The following is a 20,628-nucleotide window of genomic DNA, read 5'->3' as shown; positions in this document are numbered from 1 at the left end:
AATGGACTCGATTGAGATTGGCCTTTGGGTCACCGGTGGTCTGCTGGTTCTGGTTATCACCGGAATGCGTGTGGCTTTTGCCGCGGCTTTGGCGGGGCTGATCGGTCTTGTTTGGATATTCTGGGCCAAATTCGGATATGATCCTGACCGATTTGGCAAGGCGCTGACCGTTGCGGTAAAAACCGCAGGGCAAGTGCCGCATTCCAAGGTTGCAGCCCATACGCTCAGCCTGATCCCGACCTTTATCCTGATCGGTTACCTTGCCTACTACGCAGGCCTGACGCGCGCGCTGTTCGAGGCAGCCAAGCGCTGGGTGGCCTGGGTTCCGGGTGGGCTTGCGGTCGCAACCGTGTTCGCCACCGCTGGGTTTGCTGCAGTCTCGGGGGCATCGGTCGCGACATCTGCGGTATTTGCCCGGATCGCGATCCCGGAAATGCTGAAGGTAGGGTACAACAAACAATTTGCGGCGGGCGTAGTCGCTGCAGGTGGCACTTTGGCCTCACTGATCCCACCTTCTGCGATCCTTGTGATTTATGCGATCATCGTAGAGCAGGATGTGGGCAAGCTGTTGCTCGCCGGGTTCATACCGGGGGCCTTTTCGGCGGTTATTTACGGGTTGCTGATCGTCGGTATCGCGGTGGTGTTCAAGAATGTCGGCCCACCGGTCACTGGCTTTACCTGGAAACAGCGTTTTGCTTCTTTGCCTGGCGCTCTGCCGATTGTGGCGGTGATCCTGATCATCATCTGTTTTGTCTATAACCCCTTTGGTGAGAAAGCCTGGGGCACACCAACCGAAGGCGGGGCAATAGGTGCCTTCATCGTATTCTGTTTCGCCTTGTTCCACGGCATGAGATGGGCAGAGTTGAAATCCGCACTGCTCGAGACAGCCAAATTGACCGCAATGATCTTTTCGATCATCTGGGGTGTGCTGATCTATGTCAGGTTCCTGGGATTCGCCGATTTGCCGAACGCGTTTTCCGATTGGATCACATCGCTGACGATGTCACCCATGCTGATCCTGATCTGCATCCTGCTGGCCTATGCGGTGCTCGGCATGTTCATGGATGCCATCGGGATGCTGCTGCTGACTCTGCCGGTTGTCTATCCGGCAGTTATGGCGCTGAACGGGGGCGAGGCCGTCACCGCTGCGGAAAGTACGTTTGGGATGTCCGGGCCGATGTGCGCCATCTGGTTTGGTATTTTGGTGGTGAAAATGGCCGAGTTCTGCCTGATCACGCCACCGATCGGTTTGAATTGCTTTGTCGTTGCCGGCGTCCGCCCTGATCTGAGCGTTCAGGACGTGTTCAAGGGCGTGACGCCGTTTTTCATCGCCGACGCCGTGACGATTGCGCTGCTGGTCGCCTTTCCGGGCATCGTTCTGTACCTGCCTTCGCTGGCCGGGTAATTGGCATCTGGCGAAGTCAATCTTTGGTGATACCTGCCCCCGGCTGGCGCACGGGGGCAGGGTATCTCTATTTCGCTCGCATCAGCATTCCGTACAGATCGCGCGGGTCGTCAGGGTCTGCCAGCATGTCCAGGGGTTCGTAGTAATCTGTGCCCCGGACTGCGGACTGGATGTAGCGCAGGGCTGAAAAATCCTCGATCGCGAAGCCTACGCTGTCAAACAACGTGATCTGACGATCATCTTTACGACCCTCGGCCTGACCCGTCATGACCTGCCACAACTCGGTGACGGGATGATCGTCTTCAAGGGCCTGAATCTCGCCCTCAATACGGGTTTGTTCCGGGTATTCGACGAATATTTCAGAGCGTAGCAGGATATCTCTGTGCAGTTCGGTTTTGCCAGGACAGTCGCCGCCGATCGCGTTGATGTGGACGCCTGGGCCGACCAAGTTATCGGTCAGGATCGTGGCATTTTTCTTGTCCGCCGTGCAGGTCGTGATGATATGCGCGCCTTCGATGGCGTCCTCAGGGGATTTGCATTTCACGACCGAGAGGCCAGAGCCCGCCAAGTTGGCCGCACATTTTTCGGTAGCAGCCGCGTCGGTATCGTACAAGCGAACAGTATCAATCCCGCACATGGCCTTGAAGGCGAGGCACTGAAATTCGGATTGCGCGCCATTCCCGATCATTGCCATGGTCGAGGCCGATTTGGGCGCAAGATAGCTGCCGACCAGAGCAGAGGTTGCTGCGGTGCGCAATGCAGTCAGCATGGTCATTTCGGTCAGCAGGGTCGGATAGCCTGTGTAGACGTCTGCCAGCAATCCAAATGCGGTAACGGTCTGTAGGCCCTCGGAGGTGTTCTTGGGGTGGCCGTTGACGTATTTAAACCCATAGGCCTCACCGTCTGAGGTTGGCATCAGTTCAATAACCCCATGCGGCGAGTGGGCAGGGATGCGGGGTGTTTTGTCAAAGCTTTCCCACCGTTTGAAATCAGCTTCGATTTGCGCCGCAATATCGGTGATCATACGTTCGACGCCGATGTGGTGGACCAGTCTCATCATATTGTCGACAGACACAAACGGCACCAGGGCCTTTTCAGATGGTTGCATTAGGGGCTCCTATCGACGGGACAGGTGGATGCCCGCAATCATGCAGCGCACGGATCCACCGGCAGTTTCAATGGTGGGAATCGAAAGCGGCAGAGGTGTCGCGCTGGCTTCGATTGTAACGATTTGTTCCGGGGTCAGGGCGGCAAGTGCCCGGCTGGACAGCGCCAGCACGGGACCATTCTGGCCGCTCAGTTCGATGGCGTTGCCAGCAAATTCAGCGATCTGATCATGCGTCAGGTCAATGACCGTGCGACCGGATTCTTCCAGCCTGGCTTTCACTGTCGCGCGGCGTTCGGGGTCCGCGATCATATCAAGACAGATCAGCGCGTATTTGGAGCCGATGCCCATCAGAACATTCGTGTGATAGACATCACGTCCTGCGGCATCATGCGCCTCGAATGCGATGGGCTCATAGTTGAAATGGGTGCAGAAACGCTCCAACAGAACGGGGTCGGCGCGGTTGGATTTGACCGTGTAGGCCACGCGGCCAATGTGGTCCAGAACCATCGCTCCGGTGCCTTCCAGCGCCAGTCTGTCCTGTTCAAGCCCGGAATAATCGATCACGTCCTGAACACGATACTCCTGTTTCAACATTTCTATGACGTCGGCGCGACGTTCGCGCCTGCGCGACGGCACAAACATCGGATAGATAGCCACATGCCCGCCGGGATGGGTCGAGAACCAGTTGTTCGGAAATACGCTGTCTGGTGTGTCGAGGTCTCCGAAATCGTCGAAGACATGAACCTTAACACCCGCATCGCGCAGCAGCGCCACCGCCTGATCATGTTCATCGCGTGCTTGGACAGACGTGGCCGCTGCCGAGCGGTTGGCCAAGGTCTGGAACGCATTGTCGTCGCGTGTCTCGGGGTTCGAAGCAAACGCATGGGGCCGGATCATCACAACGGCTGGTGGGGCTTGTAGAGATTGCATCAGAAGCTCCGGGTGGGGCGGTCAAAGATGCGGCGGCCCAGCAATGAGGCGGCCAGATCGACCATCAACTTTGCAGTGCGGCCGCGTTCGTCCAGAAACGGGTTCAATTCTACCAGATCCAGCGAGCAGACAAGACCGCTTTCGTGTAGCAGTTCCATCACTAGATGGGCCTCGCGTTCGGTCGCGCCACCTGGAACTGTTGTGCCAACTGCAGGAGCAATGGACGGATCAAGGAAATCCACATCCAGCGAAACATGAAGGATGCCATCCGCTGCCCGGACCCGCTCCAGAAAGGCCATCAGCGGTGCTTTGATGCCGTTTTCGTCGATGCTTCGCATATCGGCCAGCATTGCGCGATCCTGTTCCAGCCGAGCCCGTTCGGCTGGGTCGACCGAGCGCAGACCGATCATGCCGACCCGGTCGGTCGGAACTGGCGATGAAACCGGTGGGAAGTCGTCAAATCCGGGCTGTCCGGTGAAATAGGCTACGGGTGTCCCGTGCAGGTTGCCGCTATCGGTGCTCTCGGGTGTGTGGAAATCGCTATGCGCGTCCAGCCAGAGAACGAACAGTGGGCGTTCGATCCGCTCGGCGTGCTGTGCCATGCCCAAAACCGTGCCCATCGAAAGCGCATGATCGCCGCCCATGAAAATTGGCAGGCCTTGTGGGGCGACATCCTGCGCAACACGGCTGAGAGCTTTGGTCCAACCGACACACTCGGGCAGGGCGAAGAGATGCGAATGTTCGGACATATCCGGAATGTCAGGTGTGATATCGCCGAGATCCCATAGGTGAAGACCGAGATCGGAAAGAGCTGATTGAAGCCCCGCAACCCGATAGGCATCGGGGCCCATCCGGCAGCCCTGTCGACGCTTGCCCGAATCCATCGGGGCGCCAACCAGAATTACGTTGTTTGTATCCATATGTACTACTACTCCGGCAATGTGGCTTGCGGATAGGGATCAAAATGCTCAAAATGGAACCGCAAGTGACATAACGGAAGTACTGAATGGACGATTTGGATGGCAAGCTTCTCAGCGCTCTGCACCGGGATGCCCGTGCTTCACTCTCGGAACTGGCTGAAACACTGGGGGTCACACGCACAACAGTGCGCAGCCGTCTGCAACGTTTGAAGCAATCCGGCGAGATTGTGGGCTTTACGGTTCTGACACGGCAGGATGTGGCGCAAAGCCCGGTCAGAGGGTTGATGATGCTGGAAATCGAAGGGCGCGGCACCGAGCGCACCATGGCCCAAATTGCTGCCATGCCGCAGGTGCGGGCTGTCCATTCGACAAATGGCGGTTGGGACTTGATTGCCGAGATTGGAACCGAAACCCTGGCCGAACTGGATGAAATCCTGTTTCGCATCCGCAGGATCGAGGGGATTACGCGATCTGAAACCAACTTGCTTCTTTCTACTCGGAAAGGCCGCGTCTGATTGCTGTAGTGCTTTGAGCAGCAAGGAATATGTGTAAAAGTTGCGATGCGTTCGCCACCTGCGCAAAGGCAGCTGCGAACCTGAAACAGGGAAATCACATGACTGATCAGGATACAGGCAAAGAACTCTGGGCCATCCGACTTGCCGAAAGAGTATCCGGTTTTCTGGAACGACCCCTGGTCAGAATCGCCATTCCCGTAATCGTCATGCTGGTCGCCCTGACCGTGCTGCATGAACTGTCTGCACATGTGAAATGGTCATCCGTTCAGACGGATGTGGCGAACACCTCTTGGACGCTGTTGTTCATCGCCCTGTGCTGGACCGCTTTTAGCTTTGTTTCCCTGTCTTTATACGACGTCTTTGCAGTCCAGAGCGTTGCCGACGGTGAGGTCCCTTTGCCGGTTGCGGGCATGGCCGGGGCCTGTGGTTATGCGGTGTCAAACTGCCTTGGGTTTTCCTACATCACGGGCACGGCGATCCGGTATCGGATCTACGCATCTTTGGGGCTGGATCTGGGGCGCGTCGCTGGGGTTATTGCGACCTCGTGGATCGCTTTCTGGTCTGGCATGACCTTGCTGTTGGGGGCTTTGCTGACCTTTCATCCCGACGGGATATCGAAGGTTTTGCCAATCAGCGATACGGTCGAGACGGTCATAGGATTGGGCCTTTTGATCGCTCTGGCAACGCTGTTCATCTGGCTGTCGAAAGGTGGGCGCAGGCTGGCCTATGGCGGGGTTGGATTTAACCTTCCCGGCGGCAAACTGGCCGGGTTGCTGACGCTGGCGGCCTTGGGCGATGTTTTTGGTGCGTCGATGGTTCTGTATGTGCTGCTGCCGACAGACCTTGGGATCGGCTACCCCTATTTCTTCACCATCTTTATTGGCGCGATTGCGGTCGGTATCCTCAGCCATGCGCCGGGTGGAATTGGCGCCTTCGAGGCGACTATGATCGCGGGACTTGGCGCGTCAGGCCGGTCGGATGTCATTGCCGCGCTGTTGCTGTATCGCCTTGTTTATACGTTTCTTCCCTTCCTCATCGCCACGCTTTCAATCGCTGTGGCATCAGCGCTGAGCCACCGGCGACATATTACTGGTGCAGCCACTTGGGTTTATCGAGTGATCCGTCCGATCGTGCCCATGGTGGCTGCAGGCGTGGCCGCAGTGGCCGGTGTGATACTTCTGGTCTCCGGCGCGTTGCCTGCAAGCAGCGGTAACCTGGGTGTGCTACGGGATTTCCTGCCCCTGTCCTTTGTCGAAGCGTCCCACCTGGCCGGGAGCGCGGTAGGGGTCTTGCTGATCCTTGTGTCACGGGGGCTGTTTCGCAAGCTTTACCGGGCTTGGGTTGTGGCCATGCTGTTGATGCTGGCCGGTTTTGTCGCTTCGCTGACCAAAGGGCTGGATACGCACGAAGCGCTCAGCATGGTGGGTAGCATCGTTCTGCTGGCCATGTTCCGGGATGCGTTCTATCGGGTTAGCGGCGCGTCGATCTTCAGGTTGAACATACCTTGGCTGGTCAGCGTTCTTGCATTGCTTGCCGTGATCTTTTGGGTGGGTCTGTTTGCTTATTCCCATGTCGAATATCAAAATGCCCTGTGGTGGGAGTTTGCCTGGAACGGCGACGCTTCGCGGTTCCTACGATCCAGCCTTGTGGTTGCGGTCATCCTTGGGGTGGTTGCCGTTAGCTCACTGTTCGGGCGCGAGATTCCTGTTCCAGTCCGCACAGAAATCCCCGAAGTAGTCGAACGTCTGGTGATGGAAAGCGAAGACACAGAATCCCAGATTTCTTTGACCGGGGACAAACAATTCCTGATCGCGCCGGATGAAACCGCTTTTCTGGCTTATGCCGACACCGGCAACGCACTGGTCACCAAAGGTGAGCCAGTAGGGGATAAAACCGCCGGTAAACAGCTGATATGGCAGCTGCGCGAGATGGCGGACCGTGAGGGTAAACTTTGTGCCTTCTACAGCGTTTCCACCAAATACCTGCCGACCTTTCTAGACCTTGGCCTGTCGATCCTGAAAATTGGCGAAGTAGCGCGGGTGCCGTTGAAAGATTTCTCGCTGGACGGAAAATCCCGCAAGCGGTTCCGTCAGGCCAAGAACCGGGCCGAACGCGAAGGGTATGTTTTCGAGATTATTCCAAAACAGGAACTAAACCTGATCCTGCCCGAGTTGCGCAAGATTTCGGATGACTGGCTGGCCCAAAAGGCTGGGGCCGAGAAAGGTTTTGCACTTGGCGGATTTGATGAAACATATCTGTCCTATTTCGACCACGCGGTGCTGCGGAATGGCGAAACAGGTGAGATCGTCGCGTTTGCTAACCTGTTTCAGGGCGGGCAAAAATCAGAACTGTCGCTGGATCTGATGCGGTATGAACCAGATAGCCCAAGTTTTGTTATGGACGCGCTGTTTGCCGAGATGATGTCATGGGGTGCCGAGCAGGGGTTCCACTGGTTTTCGCTAGGTGCGGCACCGTTTTCCGGGATCGAAAACCGGCAACTGGCATCACTGTGGAACCGCATTGGCGGCTTTGTCTATGAACATGGCGAACAGTTTTATCACTTCGAGGGGCTGCGCTCGTTCAAGCAGAAATTCGAACCAGAATGGAGCCCGAACTATTTGGCCAGCCCCGGAGGACTGGCCGCGCCGCGTATTCTCTACGAGGTCAACATTCTGATTTCGGGCGGCTTGCGCGGTCTGACGAAATAGCGCTCAGTTCAGGCTGGCTTGGATCGGAGCCTGTTGCAGCAGGTCTCCCCAATCGGTGCGATAGGCCATTTCGGCCAGCACGGTTTCCGGCAGGAACTCCTGATTTTGCCGGATTTGCCAACCACCGCCTAAACCTTTGTAGACTGCAACCAGATTGCTCGAGACCTGCTGGCGGGCTTCGATCAGGTTGGCCTGTGATCGCAGCAATGCGGTTTGCGTGTTCAGAACGCGGGAATAGCTGGCGATGCCATCCCGGTATTGGTTCACCGCGATCTCGGCAGCTTTGCGCGATGCGGTGACGCTGTTTTGGTAGAATGTCACTTGTTTGCGTGACTGCGTATAGGCGACCATGGCGCTTTCGACCTCGGAATAGGCGGTCAGAACGGTGTTTTGATAGTTCGCAATCAAGGCCTGATAAGCTGCGTCCTGGGCGCGGACATTATTCTTGATCCGCCCATAATTCAGCACATTCCAGACCACTCCGGCACTGGCTAGCCCAGTATTGCTGGCGGATGAAAACAGGTCCTGACTGCCCGAGGCCTGCAGGCCGATCGAACCGGACAGGATGAACTGGGGATACAGGTCAGCAATCGCGATCCCAACTTGCGCAGACTGTGTGGCAGCGGCCAGTTCTGCGGCGCGTACATCCGGGCGTCGGCGCAGCAATTCCGCTGGTACTCCAACGGCGACGTTGGATCGGGCCGAAGGGATACGACCGGAATTACCCAGCAACCCGGCCATGCGCGAGGGTGTTGTTCCCAGTAAAACAGCCAAAGCATTCTTGGTCTGCTGAAGATCGCTTTCAATTTCCGGCACTAGCGCCATGGTATTGTTCAGCAGGGCGGTGGCCTCTTGCACATCCAATTCAGTGGTGACGCCGTTGTTGAAACGCAGCTGGGTCAGATCAACCGAATCCTGCTGCAGCTTGATATTTTCTCGTGCCACGAACAGGGTTTCTTGCAGCGCGCGGAAGCTTACATATAACGCTGCTACATCGCCGGTCAGCGTGACCAAAGCGTCATCGTAATTAGCGACCTGAAGTGCCAGATTGGATCGTGCGGCCTGCACACCCCGGCGTTGCTGCCCCCACACATCCAATTCCCATTGGGCGTCGAAGCCAACCTGCGAGGTCGAGAATTCGGTATCCAGAGGGATGATCCGATTGATATCGGAAATCGGCCCGATATTATCGCTGATCTGGCGCCGCTCGATCGAACCTCCGATGGCCTGCGATTGGGGGTAAAGCTCACCAAAGGCAATCCCAAGCTGTGCGCGGGCCTGTAATACGCGCGCACCGGCCACCTGTAGCGCCAGGTTCTGGGCATAGGCTTCGGCGATCAACCGGTTCAAAGTGGCGTCGTTGAAGGTCTCCCACCATTTTGCCACAGGGGCACTACGCGAGGTGAGGCCGCTGGCACCGACTGAAGGGTTGTTTACCTCGATCCATTCCTTCACGACCGGAGAGTTCGGTCGCACAAAATCAGGACCGACAGGTGCGCATCCCACCAGCAGCGCGGCACACAGGGCTGTGCCCATCAAACTGCGGTTTAGCCTGGCCCGTGTCATACAGCGTGTCCTTAAATGTCCAGTGGTCGGATGAAGTTTGCGAAGGAATAGAGGCGGATATTGATGCGCCGCAGGAACTCAAAGCTTTTGCCCTGGCCGGTATAGATTGCCACCGCGGCATGTCCACCGGCGGGAAAAACGTGGCCATCTGGAATATCGACCGAAATCTGCACGGCAATATGTCCAGGAATTTTTGGCAGTTCAAATCCGGGCAGGCGGCCTGATGGCAGATATTGACCCTGGCGGGTTGCCCACCAGATTGCCTCGACTTTGCCGGTCAGGATTTCTCCGGGATATAAGTCCAGCGCGACCTCAACCTGTTGCCCGGGTTTCACAAATTTCAGGTTTTGCTGCCGGTAAGTGGCGAGAATATAGGGATTTTCTTTGGTCACAAAGCTGGCGATTGCGCCCAATCGGATGTCACCGACAACCAGACCCGGGCGTGCCTGTTGTGAAACGATCATACCATCTTCGGGCGCGTAGATCGTAGTATTGTCCAGAAAGTACCGGGCCTTTTCCAACTGAGCCTGAGCTTGAACGATTCCGGTATTGACCCCGTCGATCTGCGAATCCAGCGCCAGCTTTGCCTTTTCCAGATTGGCTTCGGCCTCTTTTATCTTGGCCTGATCTTCCGTGACCTGCTCGTTCCAGCGATCCAGCTCATCCTCGCGGGCACCACCCGCAGGGACAAGGTTTTCATACCGTGCTTGCTGGGTCAGCGCATATGCCAGTTGCGCGTTGGCTCGCTCGACGGCTTCACCCGCGACGATCACATCCTGTTCCAGAATTTTGGCGTTCTGCTGGGCTGCAACCAACTGTGCGGATGCCTCTTCGAATTCAAGCGCAAAGACGGTGTCGTCGAACCGATACAGCGGATCCCCTTTCTTCACCTCTGTATTCGGCTCGACCAGAACCTCGGACAGGATGGTTGGTTCAGTCAGGCGCGGTACGATCTGTATGGTTGAGCGGACTACGTGGCTGTCGATCGAAAATGGCTGGAAGAACCGCAGCGCAACCATAAAGATCAATAACAGATGAGCACCCACCCAGAAGGAAACGATGCCCCAGGCGATACTAAACTTAAGCCATTGTAGTTTGAAGAAGATCAGCCAGACAAAAATGATGTAGAAAAGCGTAATGCCAAGAGCGACAAACATATTGTGGGACTTCCTTTAGCCTTAGCTTTTTTGTGTTTCGTCCGGGTCCAGTGGATCGCGATATTCTTCGGTCAGATCACCGCCTAACCGTTTGATATCCTTCCGTATCGCATCGCGTTCATCATCAGGCATACGGCGGATATCGACAGTGGCTGCATCGTGGAAAGCCCACATAAAGGCGTGAATCCAGGGAACGACAGCCAGAAACCCCATCCAGCCCATGATCTTGACTGCCTCGGCATGGGGATGGTTGCGTTTGATTGCGATGCGGCCGGGCAGTCCCATTATGAACAGAAACAGCGCCATTACAGCGGCCAGCAGCAGTATAAGTGCGATAAATGTCAGATAGTCATAATAGCCTAGCGGCTGCCCCAGTAGTCCCATTCCGATGCCTCCATGAGGGAAGGTTTATCCATCCTCAGTTGTTGGTGTCCAGTTCGTCAATCAATTTGTAGCTTGTCGGCGGGTCAGCGCAGATACCTGGGCCACATTCCAACAAGGTCGCCCCCGCATTCAGCGCGGCCAGCCCTAGCATTACAAAGAACGCGGTTTTGGCCAGCATATTGCCCCCGAACCGTGGTTGATCGACGGTTGTGTCCTGATATTGACGGTCGAAAAGCAGCATGATTGCCGTGCCCAGCAGGATCAGAAAAAAGCAGATCGCGGCCCATGTGTAGTAGTGATACCCAAAAACAGGCGAACCATAGTGGCCGGTACCCGGTACGATATGCAGCAAGATCTGGCGAACGGAAACGCTGATCCCAAACAGTGCCGCAAGCAACATCAACGCATAATGCTGCGGCCGGGCTCCGTATAGCAGGTTCAGGCCCAAACCAACGCCCACCGCTACGAACCCGACCCGTTGCAATAAGCAAAGCGGGCAGGGCAGTTCGTTCAGCGCCAGCTGGTATCCGAAGGCCAGCACAAGAACGAGGCTGACCGCCAGGGTTCCCAACGCGTTCAGGGTGCGGGAAAGCTCGGGTGTCATTGTGGCCTCCTACAGCTGAATGGTCAGTTGGCTGGTGGCATGAAACTTCAGCCAATAAACACTTAGGGCCATGGTAATGAAGAACACAACATTGGCCGCTTTGGTTTTTCTATAATAATTCAGCCCCATAGTGGCTGTGAGTAACGCAAATAAAAGCGCGATCATGGCCCGGATCTCCCCCTTGCCGTGCACTGATTGCAATATGTTGCGATACTGTCAGGGCCGGTCGCCTATGACAAGAACCACGTTTGGAATTACGCGTTTAATGCGAATCTCCGGTGGTTCGGCCGCTGTATACGACCCGCGTTCCCCATTCCTTACATTTACGTGCAAGCCCACTTGGAAGAGGTTGATCTGTAAAGAAAACGTCAACTTCGGACATCGAGGCAATACGGGCAGGGGCCGAGCGCTGAAATTTCGAATGATCGGCAACCAGAAAGCTGTGTCTGGCCTGTGCAATGATAGTCTGGCTGACACGGACTTCTTGGAAATCGAAATCCAGAAGATCACCATCGGCGTCCAGTGCGGAACACCCGATTACCGCATAATCGAACTTGAATTGTTCAATCGTTGAATTGGTCAGGTTGCCGATCAGACCACCGTCCGACCGGCGCAGAACACCACCGGCGACGACGATCTGGCAGTTCGTGTTTTCCACCAGGATACGCGCGACATTCATGTTATTTGTTACCACCATAAGATCTTTGTGGTTTAGCAACTGATGCGCGACAGCCTCGGTCGATGTACCGATGTTCAAAAAAAGCGATGCACCATCCGGTATGTTGGCAGCGCAAACCTGTGCGATACGGGACTTGATTTCAGCATTCAGGGCGCGCCGGTCCTCGTAACCGATATTCGAAACGCCGGATCGCAGGACCGCGCCGCCATGAACCCGGTCCAGCTTGCCCAGTTCCGCAAGCTCGGAAAGATCGCGCCGGATCGTTTGGACCGTGACACCAAACTGCAACGCCAGATCCTCGACCATGACGCGACCATTCTGCTTGGCGATTTCTATTATGTCTGACTGGCGGAACGAAAGAGACAAGGGAAGCTCCGGTTATTGGGTTCTTTCGTTTTTGTTCCTTTTTTCGCAATATTGCAACCGGCAGAAATCAAACATCGTTTGGACAACAACAAAAAATCGCTATTCTTGTTCGTTACGCGAAAAAAAACGAAAATCCACATTGACGAACCGAGTATCGAACGGGTTAATTGCCGCACGTTTTCAGCAAAAGGACTGACCTGCAAATGGCACAGCAGACTGGCCAGGTTACTGACCTATTCATCATCGGTGGCGGTATTAACGGTTGCGGGATCGCGCGTGATGCGGCCGGGCGGGGACTGTCGGTGACATTGGCCGAGATGAACGACTTGGCATCGGCCACGTCCTCGGCCTCGACCAAACTGTTCCACGGCGGCCTGCGGTATCTGGAATATTTTGAGTTCAGGTTGGTCCGCGAGGCGCTGATTGAGCGGGAAACGCTGCTGCGGGCAATGCCTCATATCAGTTGGCCGATGCGCTTTGTGCTTCCCTACCACGATGGGATGCGATTTGACTCGGACACGCCGACCTCACGGCTGCTGAGTACAGTGATGCCTTGGATGCGTGGTCGTCGTCCAACCTGGCTGATCCGTCTTGGCCTGTTCATGTACGATCACCTTGGAGGGCGGAAAATTCTACCCGGGACCTCTGCGCTGAATTTGCGTTCCGCGCCTGAAGGTGTCCCGCTGCAAAACAGGTTCGAAACCGCCTATGAGTATTCCGACTGCTGGATCGAAGATTCCCGTCTGGTTGTTCTGAATGCCCGTGATGCCGAGGCCCGTGGCGCCGATATTCTGGTTCGGACCGAAGTTCTTTCAGCCGAGCGGGTGGATGATGTTTGGCATGTGACGATCCGCGATAACCAAAATGACGAAACCCGTATCGTCCTGGCAAAGATGTTGATCAATGCCGGTGGGCCCTGGGTTGGCGATATCATCCAGGAAAAAATCCACGTGAACTCGCGCGAGGGGGTTCGGTTGGTCCGCGGCAGCCATATCGTAACCCACAGGTTATTCAACCATGACAAATGCTATTTCTTCCAAGGTGAAGACGGACGCATCATCTTTGCCATTCCCTATGAGAGAGATTTCACCCTTATTGGAACAACTGATCAGGATCATCCAGACCCATCGGTTCCTCCAGTCTGTACTGAGTCTGAACAGGAATATCTGTGTGCGTTTGCGTCAAAATATTTTGAGCAGCCTGTGACCCGCGAAGACATCGTCTGGACCTATTCCGGTGTGCGCCCTCTGTATGACGATGGGGCCAGCAGCGCAACGGCCGCGACCAGAGACTATACTCTGAAGGTCAATGGGCTTGGCGGCGCTCCGGTTTTGAATGTTTTCGGCGGCAAGATTACGACCTATCGCAGATTGGCCGAAAGTGCGCTTGAGAAAATCGCTGAGTACTTCCCGGATTTGCCCGGTCCATGGACCGCTGGTGTTTCTTTGCCGGGTGGCGATTTCCCCGTTAGCGCAGTGCAAGACCTAATTGCCGGTCTGGAATTCGACTATGCCTTTTTGAATCGCACATGGGCGGAACGGCTGGTGCGCGCCTATGGAACCGAGGCGCGCGCTATTCTGGCCGATGCAAAGACCGCTGAGGATCTGGGGGAAGAGTTCGGGGCGACGCTGACCGAACGCGAAATGGAATGGCTGGTCACCAAGGAATATGTGCGCTGCGCTGAAGATGCCATCTGGCGCAGAAACAAGCTGGGCCTAAGGCTTGATGCCGATCAGATCGCTGCCATCCAGCGCTGGATCGAAAAGCGCCTGGCCCATTAAAGAAAAGCCCCGCGTTATCGGCGGGGCTTTTTTTTGATTTATGCGGCTTCTTCCGAAGGGTCGGGGTCGTTCTTTGTCCCTTTGAGCCATTCCCTCAGCCCCTGCATCAGGGCGTAAAGTACCGGCACAAGGATAACGCCAACCAGAGTCGCCGCCAGCATTCCGCCAAAGACGGCGACACCGATGGCCTTCTGGCTAGCCGCTCCCGCGCCGTTCGCGGCAAGCAACGGTACAACACCCAACAGGAAGGAGAGGGCGGTCATCATCACCGCGCGGAAACGTTGATGGGCGGCTTCGGCTGCAGCATCTTTGATCGAAAGGCCATTGGCACGCTGTTCCATTGCGAATTCAACGATGAGGATACCGTTCTTCGACGCAAGCCCCACCAGCATGATCATCCCGATCTGCGTGTACAGGTTTATGTCGCTGCCCACGATGGCCACCGCCGCAACCGCCCCGAATAGGGCAACAATAACCGATAGAAGAATGGACACCGGCATCGACCAGCTTTCGTATTGCCCCACCAGGAACAAATAAGCGAACAGGACAGCAAGCCCGAGGATAATGATCACAAGGCTGCCGGATGCAAGCTGCTGTTGCGCGGTACCTGTCCATTCAAACGCGTATCCCGAGGGTAGGGCGTTGGCGGATTCTTCTGTCATCACAGTGATAGCGTCGCCACTGGACAGCCCTGGCGCAGGTACAGCTGTAACAGTTGCCGAACGGAACAGGTTATGCCGTTTTAACAGGACTGGCCCCAACACGTTTTCCACGTCGATCAACGTACCCAGTGGAACCATATCGCCCTTGGTCGAGCGCACATACAGGTTCGAAATATCTTCGACCTTGTTCCGATAGCTCCCCTCGGCCTGAATCATCACGCGGTAAACGCGGCCGAACAGGTTGAAATCGTTCACATAGTACGATCCTAGCTGGGCTTGCATCGTCTGGAAAATCTCAGCAACAGACACTTCCAGGGTTTTCGCTTTCTCACGGTCCAGATCGACAAATAGCTGAGGAACATTGGCCCGGAACGTTGTATAGGCCTGACCAATCTCGGGTCGCTGGTTTGCAGCATAGACGAAGGACCCAACGGCCGAGGCCAGATCCTGAGGCGTACCCCCCCCGACTTGCTGAACTTCCATTTCCACACCGGCTGACATGCCGAGGCCCTGAATCGGTGGTGGGTTGAAGGCCACGATCGAAGCGGCGGATTCGCCATTTGCAATCGCCAGAACCTTGCCCAGAATGGCATCGGCAGACAGGTCGGGATCTTGCCGCTCGTCCCAGTTGTCGAGGTTTACAAAAACGGTCGCTCCATTTGTGGTTGTGCCGTTCAGCAGCGAAAATCCGTTGATCAAAACTGTACTGGCGACCCCCGAGATATCGCGGATTTGGTCGTCGACCCGACCTGCGATAGTCTCGGTTCGTTCCAGTGTTGCCGCATCTGGCAACTGGATGTCCACAAAGAGATAGCCGTTGTCTTCAAGCGGAATAAAACCGCTTGATGTGTTCGACATGATCGTCCCTGTACCCATGGCCAGAACAACGATGACGCCCAGTCCGGCGACTGGCAGAATTAACAGTTTTCGGACAATGACAACATAACCGTCACGCAGCGTTCCGATGAAACGCTCAAACAGGGCCAGAATACCCTTGGGCGGACCCGAGCGCGCGCGCAGAACCAGTCCGCAAAGCGCCGGAGACAAGGTCAAAGCGTTGATTGAAGAAATCACGACCGCAGTCGAGATGGTGACTGCAAACTGAGAATACAGTCGCCCCGAGATGCCAGGCATAAAGGTCACGGGCACAAAAACGGCCAGCAGAACCAGAGTGGTTGCGATGACGGGTCCGGTGATTTGGCCCATTGCTTTCCGTGTCGCCTCAGGCGGGGACAACCCTTCGTCGGCGATAATGCGTTCAACGTTTTCAACCACCACGATGGCATCATCGACCACGATCCCGATTGCCAGTACAAGCGCGAACAAAGAAATTGTGTTCAGGGACATCCCAAACGCCAGCAGGAACGCGAACGTCCCGATCAGCGAAACAGGAATAGCAACCGCCGGAATGATCGTGGCACGCCAACTGCCCAAAAAGACAAATACGACCGAAATCACTAAAACGAACGTCAGCATCAGGGTGGAAACCACGTCGTTCAGAGATTGTTCCACGAAGTCGGTCGTGTTGAACGGAACCTGATATTCAACATCTGTCGGGAACGAACGCGACAGCCGGTCTAATTCGGCCTGAACACGATCTGAAACAGCCAACGCATTGGCACCGGGGGCTTGATAGATACCGATAACCGTTGCGGGTTCTGCCTGGAAATAACCCGAAGCCGAATAGAACTGCGCTCCAAGTTCGGTTCTGGCAATGTCCCTTATGCGTACGATTGCCCCTGCATCACCAGTACGGATGACAATATTGCCAAATTCAGCGGCCGAGGTCAGCCGGCCCTTGGTCTTGATCGTATATTGAAATGTCTGTCCCTCAGGGACTGGAGGCGAGCCTATCGAACCGGCAGACACTTCGATATTCTGTTCTCGGATAGCGTCTATGACATCACCCGGTGAAATCGACAGGGCGGTCATCTTGTCGGGATCCATCCAGATCCGCATTGCATATTCAAGGTTAGTCAGAACATCGGCTTTACCAACACCCTGTACCCGTGCCAACGCATCTTTCAGGTTGATCGAAGCGTAGTTCGACAAGAATACACTGTCATAGGTGCTTTTGGGTGAGGTCAGCGTGACCAGCATCAGCATATTGGTCGATGCCTTCTGAGTAACGACACCCGACGAAGTCACCTCTGACGGAAGCGAAGACATGGCCTGCGCAACGCGGTTCTGCACGTTAACGGATGCAATGTCGGGGTCGGTGCCGACTTCGAAGGTAATATTCAACGAATACGAGCCGTTATCCGAAGAGGTGGACGTCATGTAGATCATGTCATCCACGCCGTTGACCTGCGCCTCGATCGGCGCGGCGACGGTGTTCTCGACCGTTTCGGCATTGGCACCGGTATAGGTGGCGGAAACGCTGACGACCGGTGGCGTAATATCAGGAAACTGGGCGACCGGCAGAACCATATAGCCGATCCCGCCCATGATCGTCAGGACAAGCGAAATAACTAGGGCCAGCTTGGGCCGGCTGATGAACAGGGATGAGAACATCTGTTACTCTCCCGGCTGCTCGGATGCGGTGACAGCATCCACTGCCACACCCGGGCGCACGCGCTGAAGGCCCTCGACGATCACGCTTTCTCCTTCGCGCAGGCCGTCCAGAACGATCACAGCAGTTCCGACATTGTCGCCGGTGGTGATATAGCGCTGTTCGACCATTTGCTTATCGTTAACGACCAGAACGAAATCACCGCGCTGATCACGTGACAAGGCCGCCTGCGGGATCAGAACCTGCAAGGTCGGTTCCAGCGCTTCGATATGAACGCTCAGGAACTGACCATCGAGGATCAGCCGGTCGGCATTTGTGAATTCGGCCCGCATTGCAATCGTTCCAGTCAGCGGGTCGATACGGTTGTCAACGAAAACAATCGAACCTGTTTCGCCCAGATCCGATCCATTGGGCAGCGTTACATGCACATTCGGGCTTTTGGGGCTTTCAGCCAGCGACGATGCATTCTCGCCATATTGTTCAAGAACCGAGGTAAACTGTTTCTCGTTCAACGAGAAATTCACATACACTGGTGCCTCGCTGACGATATTCACCAATGGTGGGTTGTTCGGGCCGACAACGTCCCCGACGCTGATAGCGACCCGCCCGATACGGCCGGTGAACGGTGCGTGGACCTTAGTGTAGCTCAGATCAAGTTCGGCCTGTTGGATTGCGGCTTTCGCGGCTTTTACTTCGGCAATGGCCACAAGTTCGTTGGCACGGGCGATATCCCGTTCGCTTTCCGGAGTGGCATCGCGTTTGTAAAGTTCTTCCTTCCGGGCCAGATCAACTTTGGCGAGCTCAAGATTTGCTTCGGCACGGTCCAGATCGGCATTCCGTGCATCTAGTGTCGCCTGATACAGGTCCGGCTCGATCGTGAACATAAGGTCGCCTTCATTCACCATCGCGCCGTCTTCAACATTCTGACTGTCCAGAAAACCGCTGACCCGGGCGACGATATCGGCCTTGTTCAGCGCCTCAGCTCGACCGATGAAAGTCGCCTCGTCCGTGATTTCTTGTGTGTAGGCCGCTGCGATGGACACTTTGGGCGGTGGGGCGTCACCTTTATCCTGCGCGGCAGCTGGCACCACCAACCCACATAGGGCCAAAGCTGCGGCATACCAAACGGATTTGGCTATGGGGTCATTCGGTCGAAAGCTGAAAAGTGTTGATGCAAGGATCATGGCAGAAGCCCCATTGAAACAAAAACTGGACACAACTCGGGTCGCCGCCAGCGGTCCGAGTCGCCTAAACTCTTTGTGAGGATGGCTGGTTTTGGTAGGTTTCTCAAGCGTGTTAGCCCGTAGGGCAATCGCTTACCCAAGGATATTTTTCTGTAGGGCGGCAGGTTTACGAAAATCGGCCAGGGCTAGTTTCCTGATCTGGCAAGGGCGTTTCCGGCAATCTGGATCAAACGCAAAATGAAAAATGGGGGCCGTTAAGCCCCCTGTATTTTTTTCCCGGTCGGGTGTCTTAGGTGCGGACACCTGCAAAACGGTCCTGCCAGTCTTCGCGCTGTTCGTCGGTGATCTTGGCGAACAGAACATCAGGAACGGCAAAGTCGTGGCCTGCGGGCAGGGCGGACAGGGCCGCCGCAACATCGTCAGGCCAGCCGGTATCCAGCGTGTTCATCGCGCTCAGCATACGGGCGGTGGTTTCGGGAATGAACGGCGCACTGAGCACGGCATAGAGCCGGATCAAGTTCAGACCCAGACGCACCTGTACCGCGGCCTGTTCGGGATCTTCCTTGAAGGTCGACCAGGGTGCCGCGGATTGAAGATACTCGTTCCCGGCAACCCAGATGGCGCGCAATTCCTGCGCGGATTTGCGAACTTCCATCGCCTCCATGAACCCTTCATAGGCGCGGACGCGGCGGGTCAGCTCTTCGATCAGGGCCTGCTCGCGCTCGCCATAGGTGCCGCCTTGGGGCACCGCCTCGCCGAATTTTGAGCGGCAGAACTTGGTGATCCGGCTGACGAAGTTGCCCAACACATCGGCCAGATCCTTGTTCACCGATTGCTGGAAGTTCTCCCAGGTGAATTCGCTATCGCTGCTTTCGGGCGCATGGCTCAGCAGCCACCAGCGCCAGTAATCGGCAGGCAGGATGTCCAGCGCCTGATCCATGAACACGCCGCGACCTTGGCTGGTTGAGAACTGGCCGCCGTCATAGTTCAGGTAGTTGAAGGATTTCAGATGGTCGACCATCTTCCACGGCTCACCCGAACCTAGAATGGTCGCCGGAAAGGACAGGGTATGGAAAGGCACATTGTCCTTGCCCATGAATTGAACATAGCGCACGTCATCGGCACCTTTGTCAGTGCGCCACCAGCGCTCCCACTCGGTATCCGCTTTTCCGGTCGCATCGGCCCATTCCTTGGCGCAAGCGATGTATTCGATCGGCGCGTCGAACCAGACGTAAAAGACCTTGCCCTCCATGCCGGGCCAGTCCTGATCGCCTTTCTTGACCGGCACGCCCCAGTCCAGATCGCGGGTAATGCCACGGTCTTGCAGGCCGTCGCCGTCATGCAGCCATTTCTTGGCGATCGAGGTGGTCAGGATCGGCCAATCGGTCTTGGAGTCGATCCAGGTGTCCAGCTGATCCTTCATCGCAGATTGACGCAGATACAGGTGCTTGGTTTCACGCACCTCAAGGTCGGTCGAACCGGAAATGGCCGAGCGCGGCTCGATCAGGTCGGTCGGGTCCAGCTGTTTGGTGCAGTTTTCGCACTGATCGCCGCGCGCCCGGTCATAGCCGCAGTTGGGGCAGGTGCCTTCGATATAGCGATCCGGCAGAAACCGTCCATCGGCGTGGGAATAGACCTGCTTCTCGCTCACTTCGCGGATCAGCCCGGCATCTTCCAGCTTGCCCGCGAAATGCTGGGTCAACGCTTTGTTCTGGGCGCTGGACGAGCGGCCAAAGTGATCAAAGCTCAGGCCAAAGCGCTGTGCGATATCGGCCTGCACACTATGCATCTCGGCACAGTAATCAGCGACCGGCTTGCCTGCCTTGGCGGCGGCCAGCTCGGCCGGAGTGCCGTGTTCGTCGGTGGCGCAGAGAAACATGACCTCATTCCCCCGGCCGCGCTGATACCGCGCATACAGGTCGGCGGGCAGTTGCGAGCCGATCAGATTGCCGAGGTGCTTGATCCCGTTGATGTAGGGGATCGCCGAGGTGATGAGAATCCGAGCCATGTTCCGTTTCCGCGTATGTAACTGCAGGCCCGTCTATCTTATGTCACAGCCCAGCAAAAGCCCGGCTTTTGCACGGATGCAACTTTCCGGCCCCATGCACGGAAAAATCCCCTGAAAACTGATTTCACGACTGCCCCAA

At 56.1% G+C, this 20,628-nt stretch carries 16 protein-coding genes; 4 read left to right on the top strand and 12 right to left on the bottom strand.

Annotated features, from left to right (window positions below; translation table 11 throughout):
* Window position 1 precedes the first annotated feature (1 nt).
* Complete coding sequence (locus AC2FLG_RS02060; RefSeq protein WP_496690699.1) at window positions 2–1,405, top strand: TRAP transporter large permease; 1,404 nt, start codon at window positions 2–4, stop codon at window positions 1,403–1,405.
* Window positions 1,406–1,472: 67 nt separating this feature from the next.
* Here the strand turns inward: AC2FLG_RS02060 and ocd are convergent, their stop codons facing one another.
* The 3 genes from ocd to rocF are packed head-to-tail and all read right to left on the bottom strand — an operon-like array spanning window position 1,473 to window position 4,363.
* Window positions 1,473–2,513: an ornithine cyclodeaminase gene (ocd, locus tag AC2FLG_RS02055; protein WP_142634317.1), complete on the bottom strand. Its 1,041-nt coding sequence runs from the start codon at window positions 2,511–2,513 to the stop codon at window positions 1,473–1,475.
* Window positions 2,514–2,522: 9 nt separating this feature from the next.
* A complete protein-coding gene (gene ctlX / locus AC2FLG_RS02050; RefSeq protein WP_142634315.1) occupies window positions 2,523–3,443 on the bottom strand; it encodes a citrulline utilization hydrolase CtlX in 921 nt (306 codons plus the stop codon).
* On the bottom strand, window positions 3,443–4,363 hold the full coding sequence (gene rocF / locus AC2FLG_RS02045; protein WP_496700147.1) for an arginase: 921 nt from the start codon (window positions 4,361–4,363) through the stop codon (window positions 3,443–3,445). Before rocF ends, ctlX begins: the two co-directional genes overlap by 1 nt.
* Window positions 4,364–4,449: 86 nt before the next feature.
* On the opposite strand from rocF, the gene AC2FLG_RS02040 reads away from it, so the two are divergent.
* Window positions 4,450–4,878: an Lrp/AsnC family transcriptional regulator gene (locus tag AC2FLG_RS02040; protein WP_142634311.1), complete on the top strand. Its 429-nt coding sequence runs from the start codon at window positions 4,450–4,452 to the stop codon at window positions 4,876–4,878.
* A gap of 98 nt (window positions 4,879–4,976) precedes the next feature.
* Window positions 4,977–7,586: a bifunctional lysylphosphatidylglycerol flippase/synthetase MprF gene (gene mprF / locus AC2FLG_RS02035; protein WP_496704799.1), complete on the top strand. Its 2,610-nt coding sequence runs from the start codon at window positions 4,977–4,979 to the stop codon at window positions 7,584–7,586.
* A gap of 3 nt (window positions 7,587–7,589) precedes the next feature.
* On the opposite strand, the gene AC2FLG_RS02030 is transcribed toward mprF, so the two are convergent.
* The 6 genes from AC2FLG_RS02030 to AC2FLG_RS02005 all read right to left on the bottom strand — a co-directional run bounded on the left by AC2FLG_RS02030 (window position 7,590) and on the right by AC2FLG_RS02005 (window position 12,342).
* Entirely contained in the window at window positions 7,590–9,152 is a 1,563-nt protein-coding gene (locus tag AC2FLG_RS02030) for an efflux transporter outer membrane subunit (protein WP_142634308.1), read from the bottom strand.
* An 11-nt stretch (window positions 9,153–9,163) separates the two neighbouring features.
* Entirely contained in the window at window positions 9,164–10,309 is a 1,146-nt protein-coding gene (locus tag AC2FLG_RS02025) for an HlyD family secretion protein (RefSeq protein WP_142634305.1), read from the bottom strand.
* A 21-nt stretch (window positions 10,310–10,330) separates the two neighbouring features.
* Window positions 10,331–10,693 (bottom strand): DUF3302 domain-containing protein, encoded by a 363-nt coding sequence (locus AC2FLG_RS02020; protein ID WP_142634304.1) that lies wholly within the window; start codon window positions 10,691–10,693, stop codon window positions 10,331–10,333.
* A gap of 34 nt (window positions 10,694–10,727) precedes the next feature.
* On the bottom strand, window positions 10,728–11,297 hold the full coding sequence (locus AC2FLG_RS02015) for a disulfide bond formation protein B (RefSeq protein ID WP_142634301.1): 570 nt from the start codon (window positions 11,295–11,297) through the stop codon (window positions 10,728–10,730).
* 9 nt (window positions 11,298–11,306) lie between these two features.
* Complete coding sequence (locus AC2FLG_RS02010) at window positions 11,307–11,462, bottom strand: DUF5993 family protein (RefSeq protein ID WP_271946630.1); 156 nt, start codon at window positions 11,460–11,462, stop codon at window positions 11,307–11,309.
* A gap of 97 nt (window positions 11,463–11,559) precedes the next feature.
* Window positions 11,560–12,342 (bottom strand): DeoR/GlpR family DNA-binding transcription regulator, encoded by a 783-nt coding sequence (locus tag AC2FLG_RS02005; protein WP_496704796.1) that lies wholly within the window; start codon window positions 12,340–12,342, stop codon window positions 11,560–11,562.
* Between the two features lie 203 nt (window positions 12,343–12,545).
* Here AC2FLG_RS02005 and glpD point away from each other — a divergent pair, with 203 nt between their 5' ends.
* Window positions 12,546–14,123: a glycerol-3-phosphate dehydrogenase gene (glpD, locus tag AC2FLG_RS02000; protein ID WP_496704794.1), complete on the top strand. Its 1,578-nt coding sequence runs from the start codon at window positions 12,546–12,548 to the stop codon at window positions 14,121–14,123.
* Window positions 14,124–14,161: 38 nt separating this feature from the next.
* Here the strand turns inward: glpD and AC2FLG_RS01995 are convergent, their stop codons facing one another.
* The 3 genes from AC2FLG_RS01995 to metG form a co-directional block, all read right to left on the bottom strand.
* Entirely contained in the window at window positions 14,162–17,299 is a 3,138-nt protein-coding gene (locus tag AC2FLG_RS01995; RefSeq protein WP_496690692.1) for an efflux RND transporter permease subunit, read from the bottom strand.
* Between the two features lie 3 nt (window positions 17,300–17,302).
* Complete coding sequence (locus AC2FLG_RS01990; RefSeq protein WP_496704792.1) at window positions 17,303–18,481, bottom strand: efflux RND transporter periplasmic adaptor subunit; 1,179 nt, start codon at window positions 18,479–18,481, stop codon at window positions 17,303–17,305.
* A 289-nt stretch (window positions 18,482–18,770) separates the two neighbouring features.
* Window positions 18,771–20,489 carry a methionine--tRNA ligase gene (metG, locus tag AC2FLG_RS01985; protein ID WP_496704791.1) on the bottom strand — a complete coding sequence of 573 codons (1,719 nt, stop codon included), beginning with the start codon at window positions 20,487–20,489 and terminating at the stop codon, window positions 18,771–18,773.
* Window positions 20,490–20,628: the final 139 nt, after the last annotated feature.

The organism is Ruegeria sp. CDSA193, from assembly GCF_059611885.1.
This window is presented reverse-complemented; position numbering and strand designations above follow the sequence as displayed.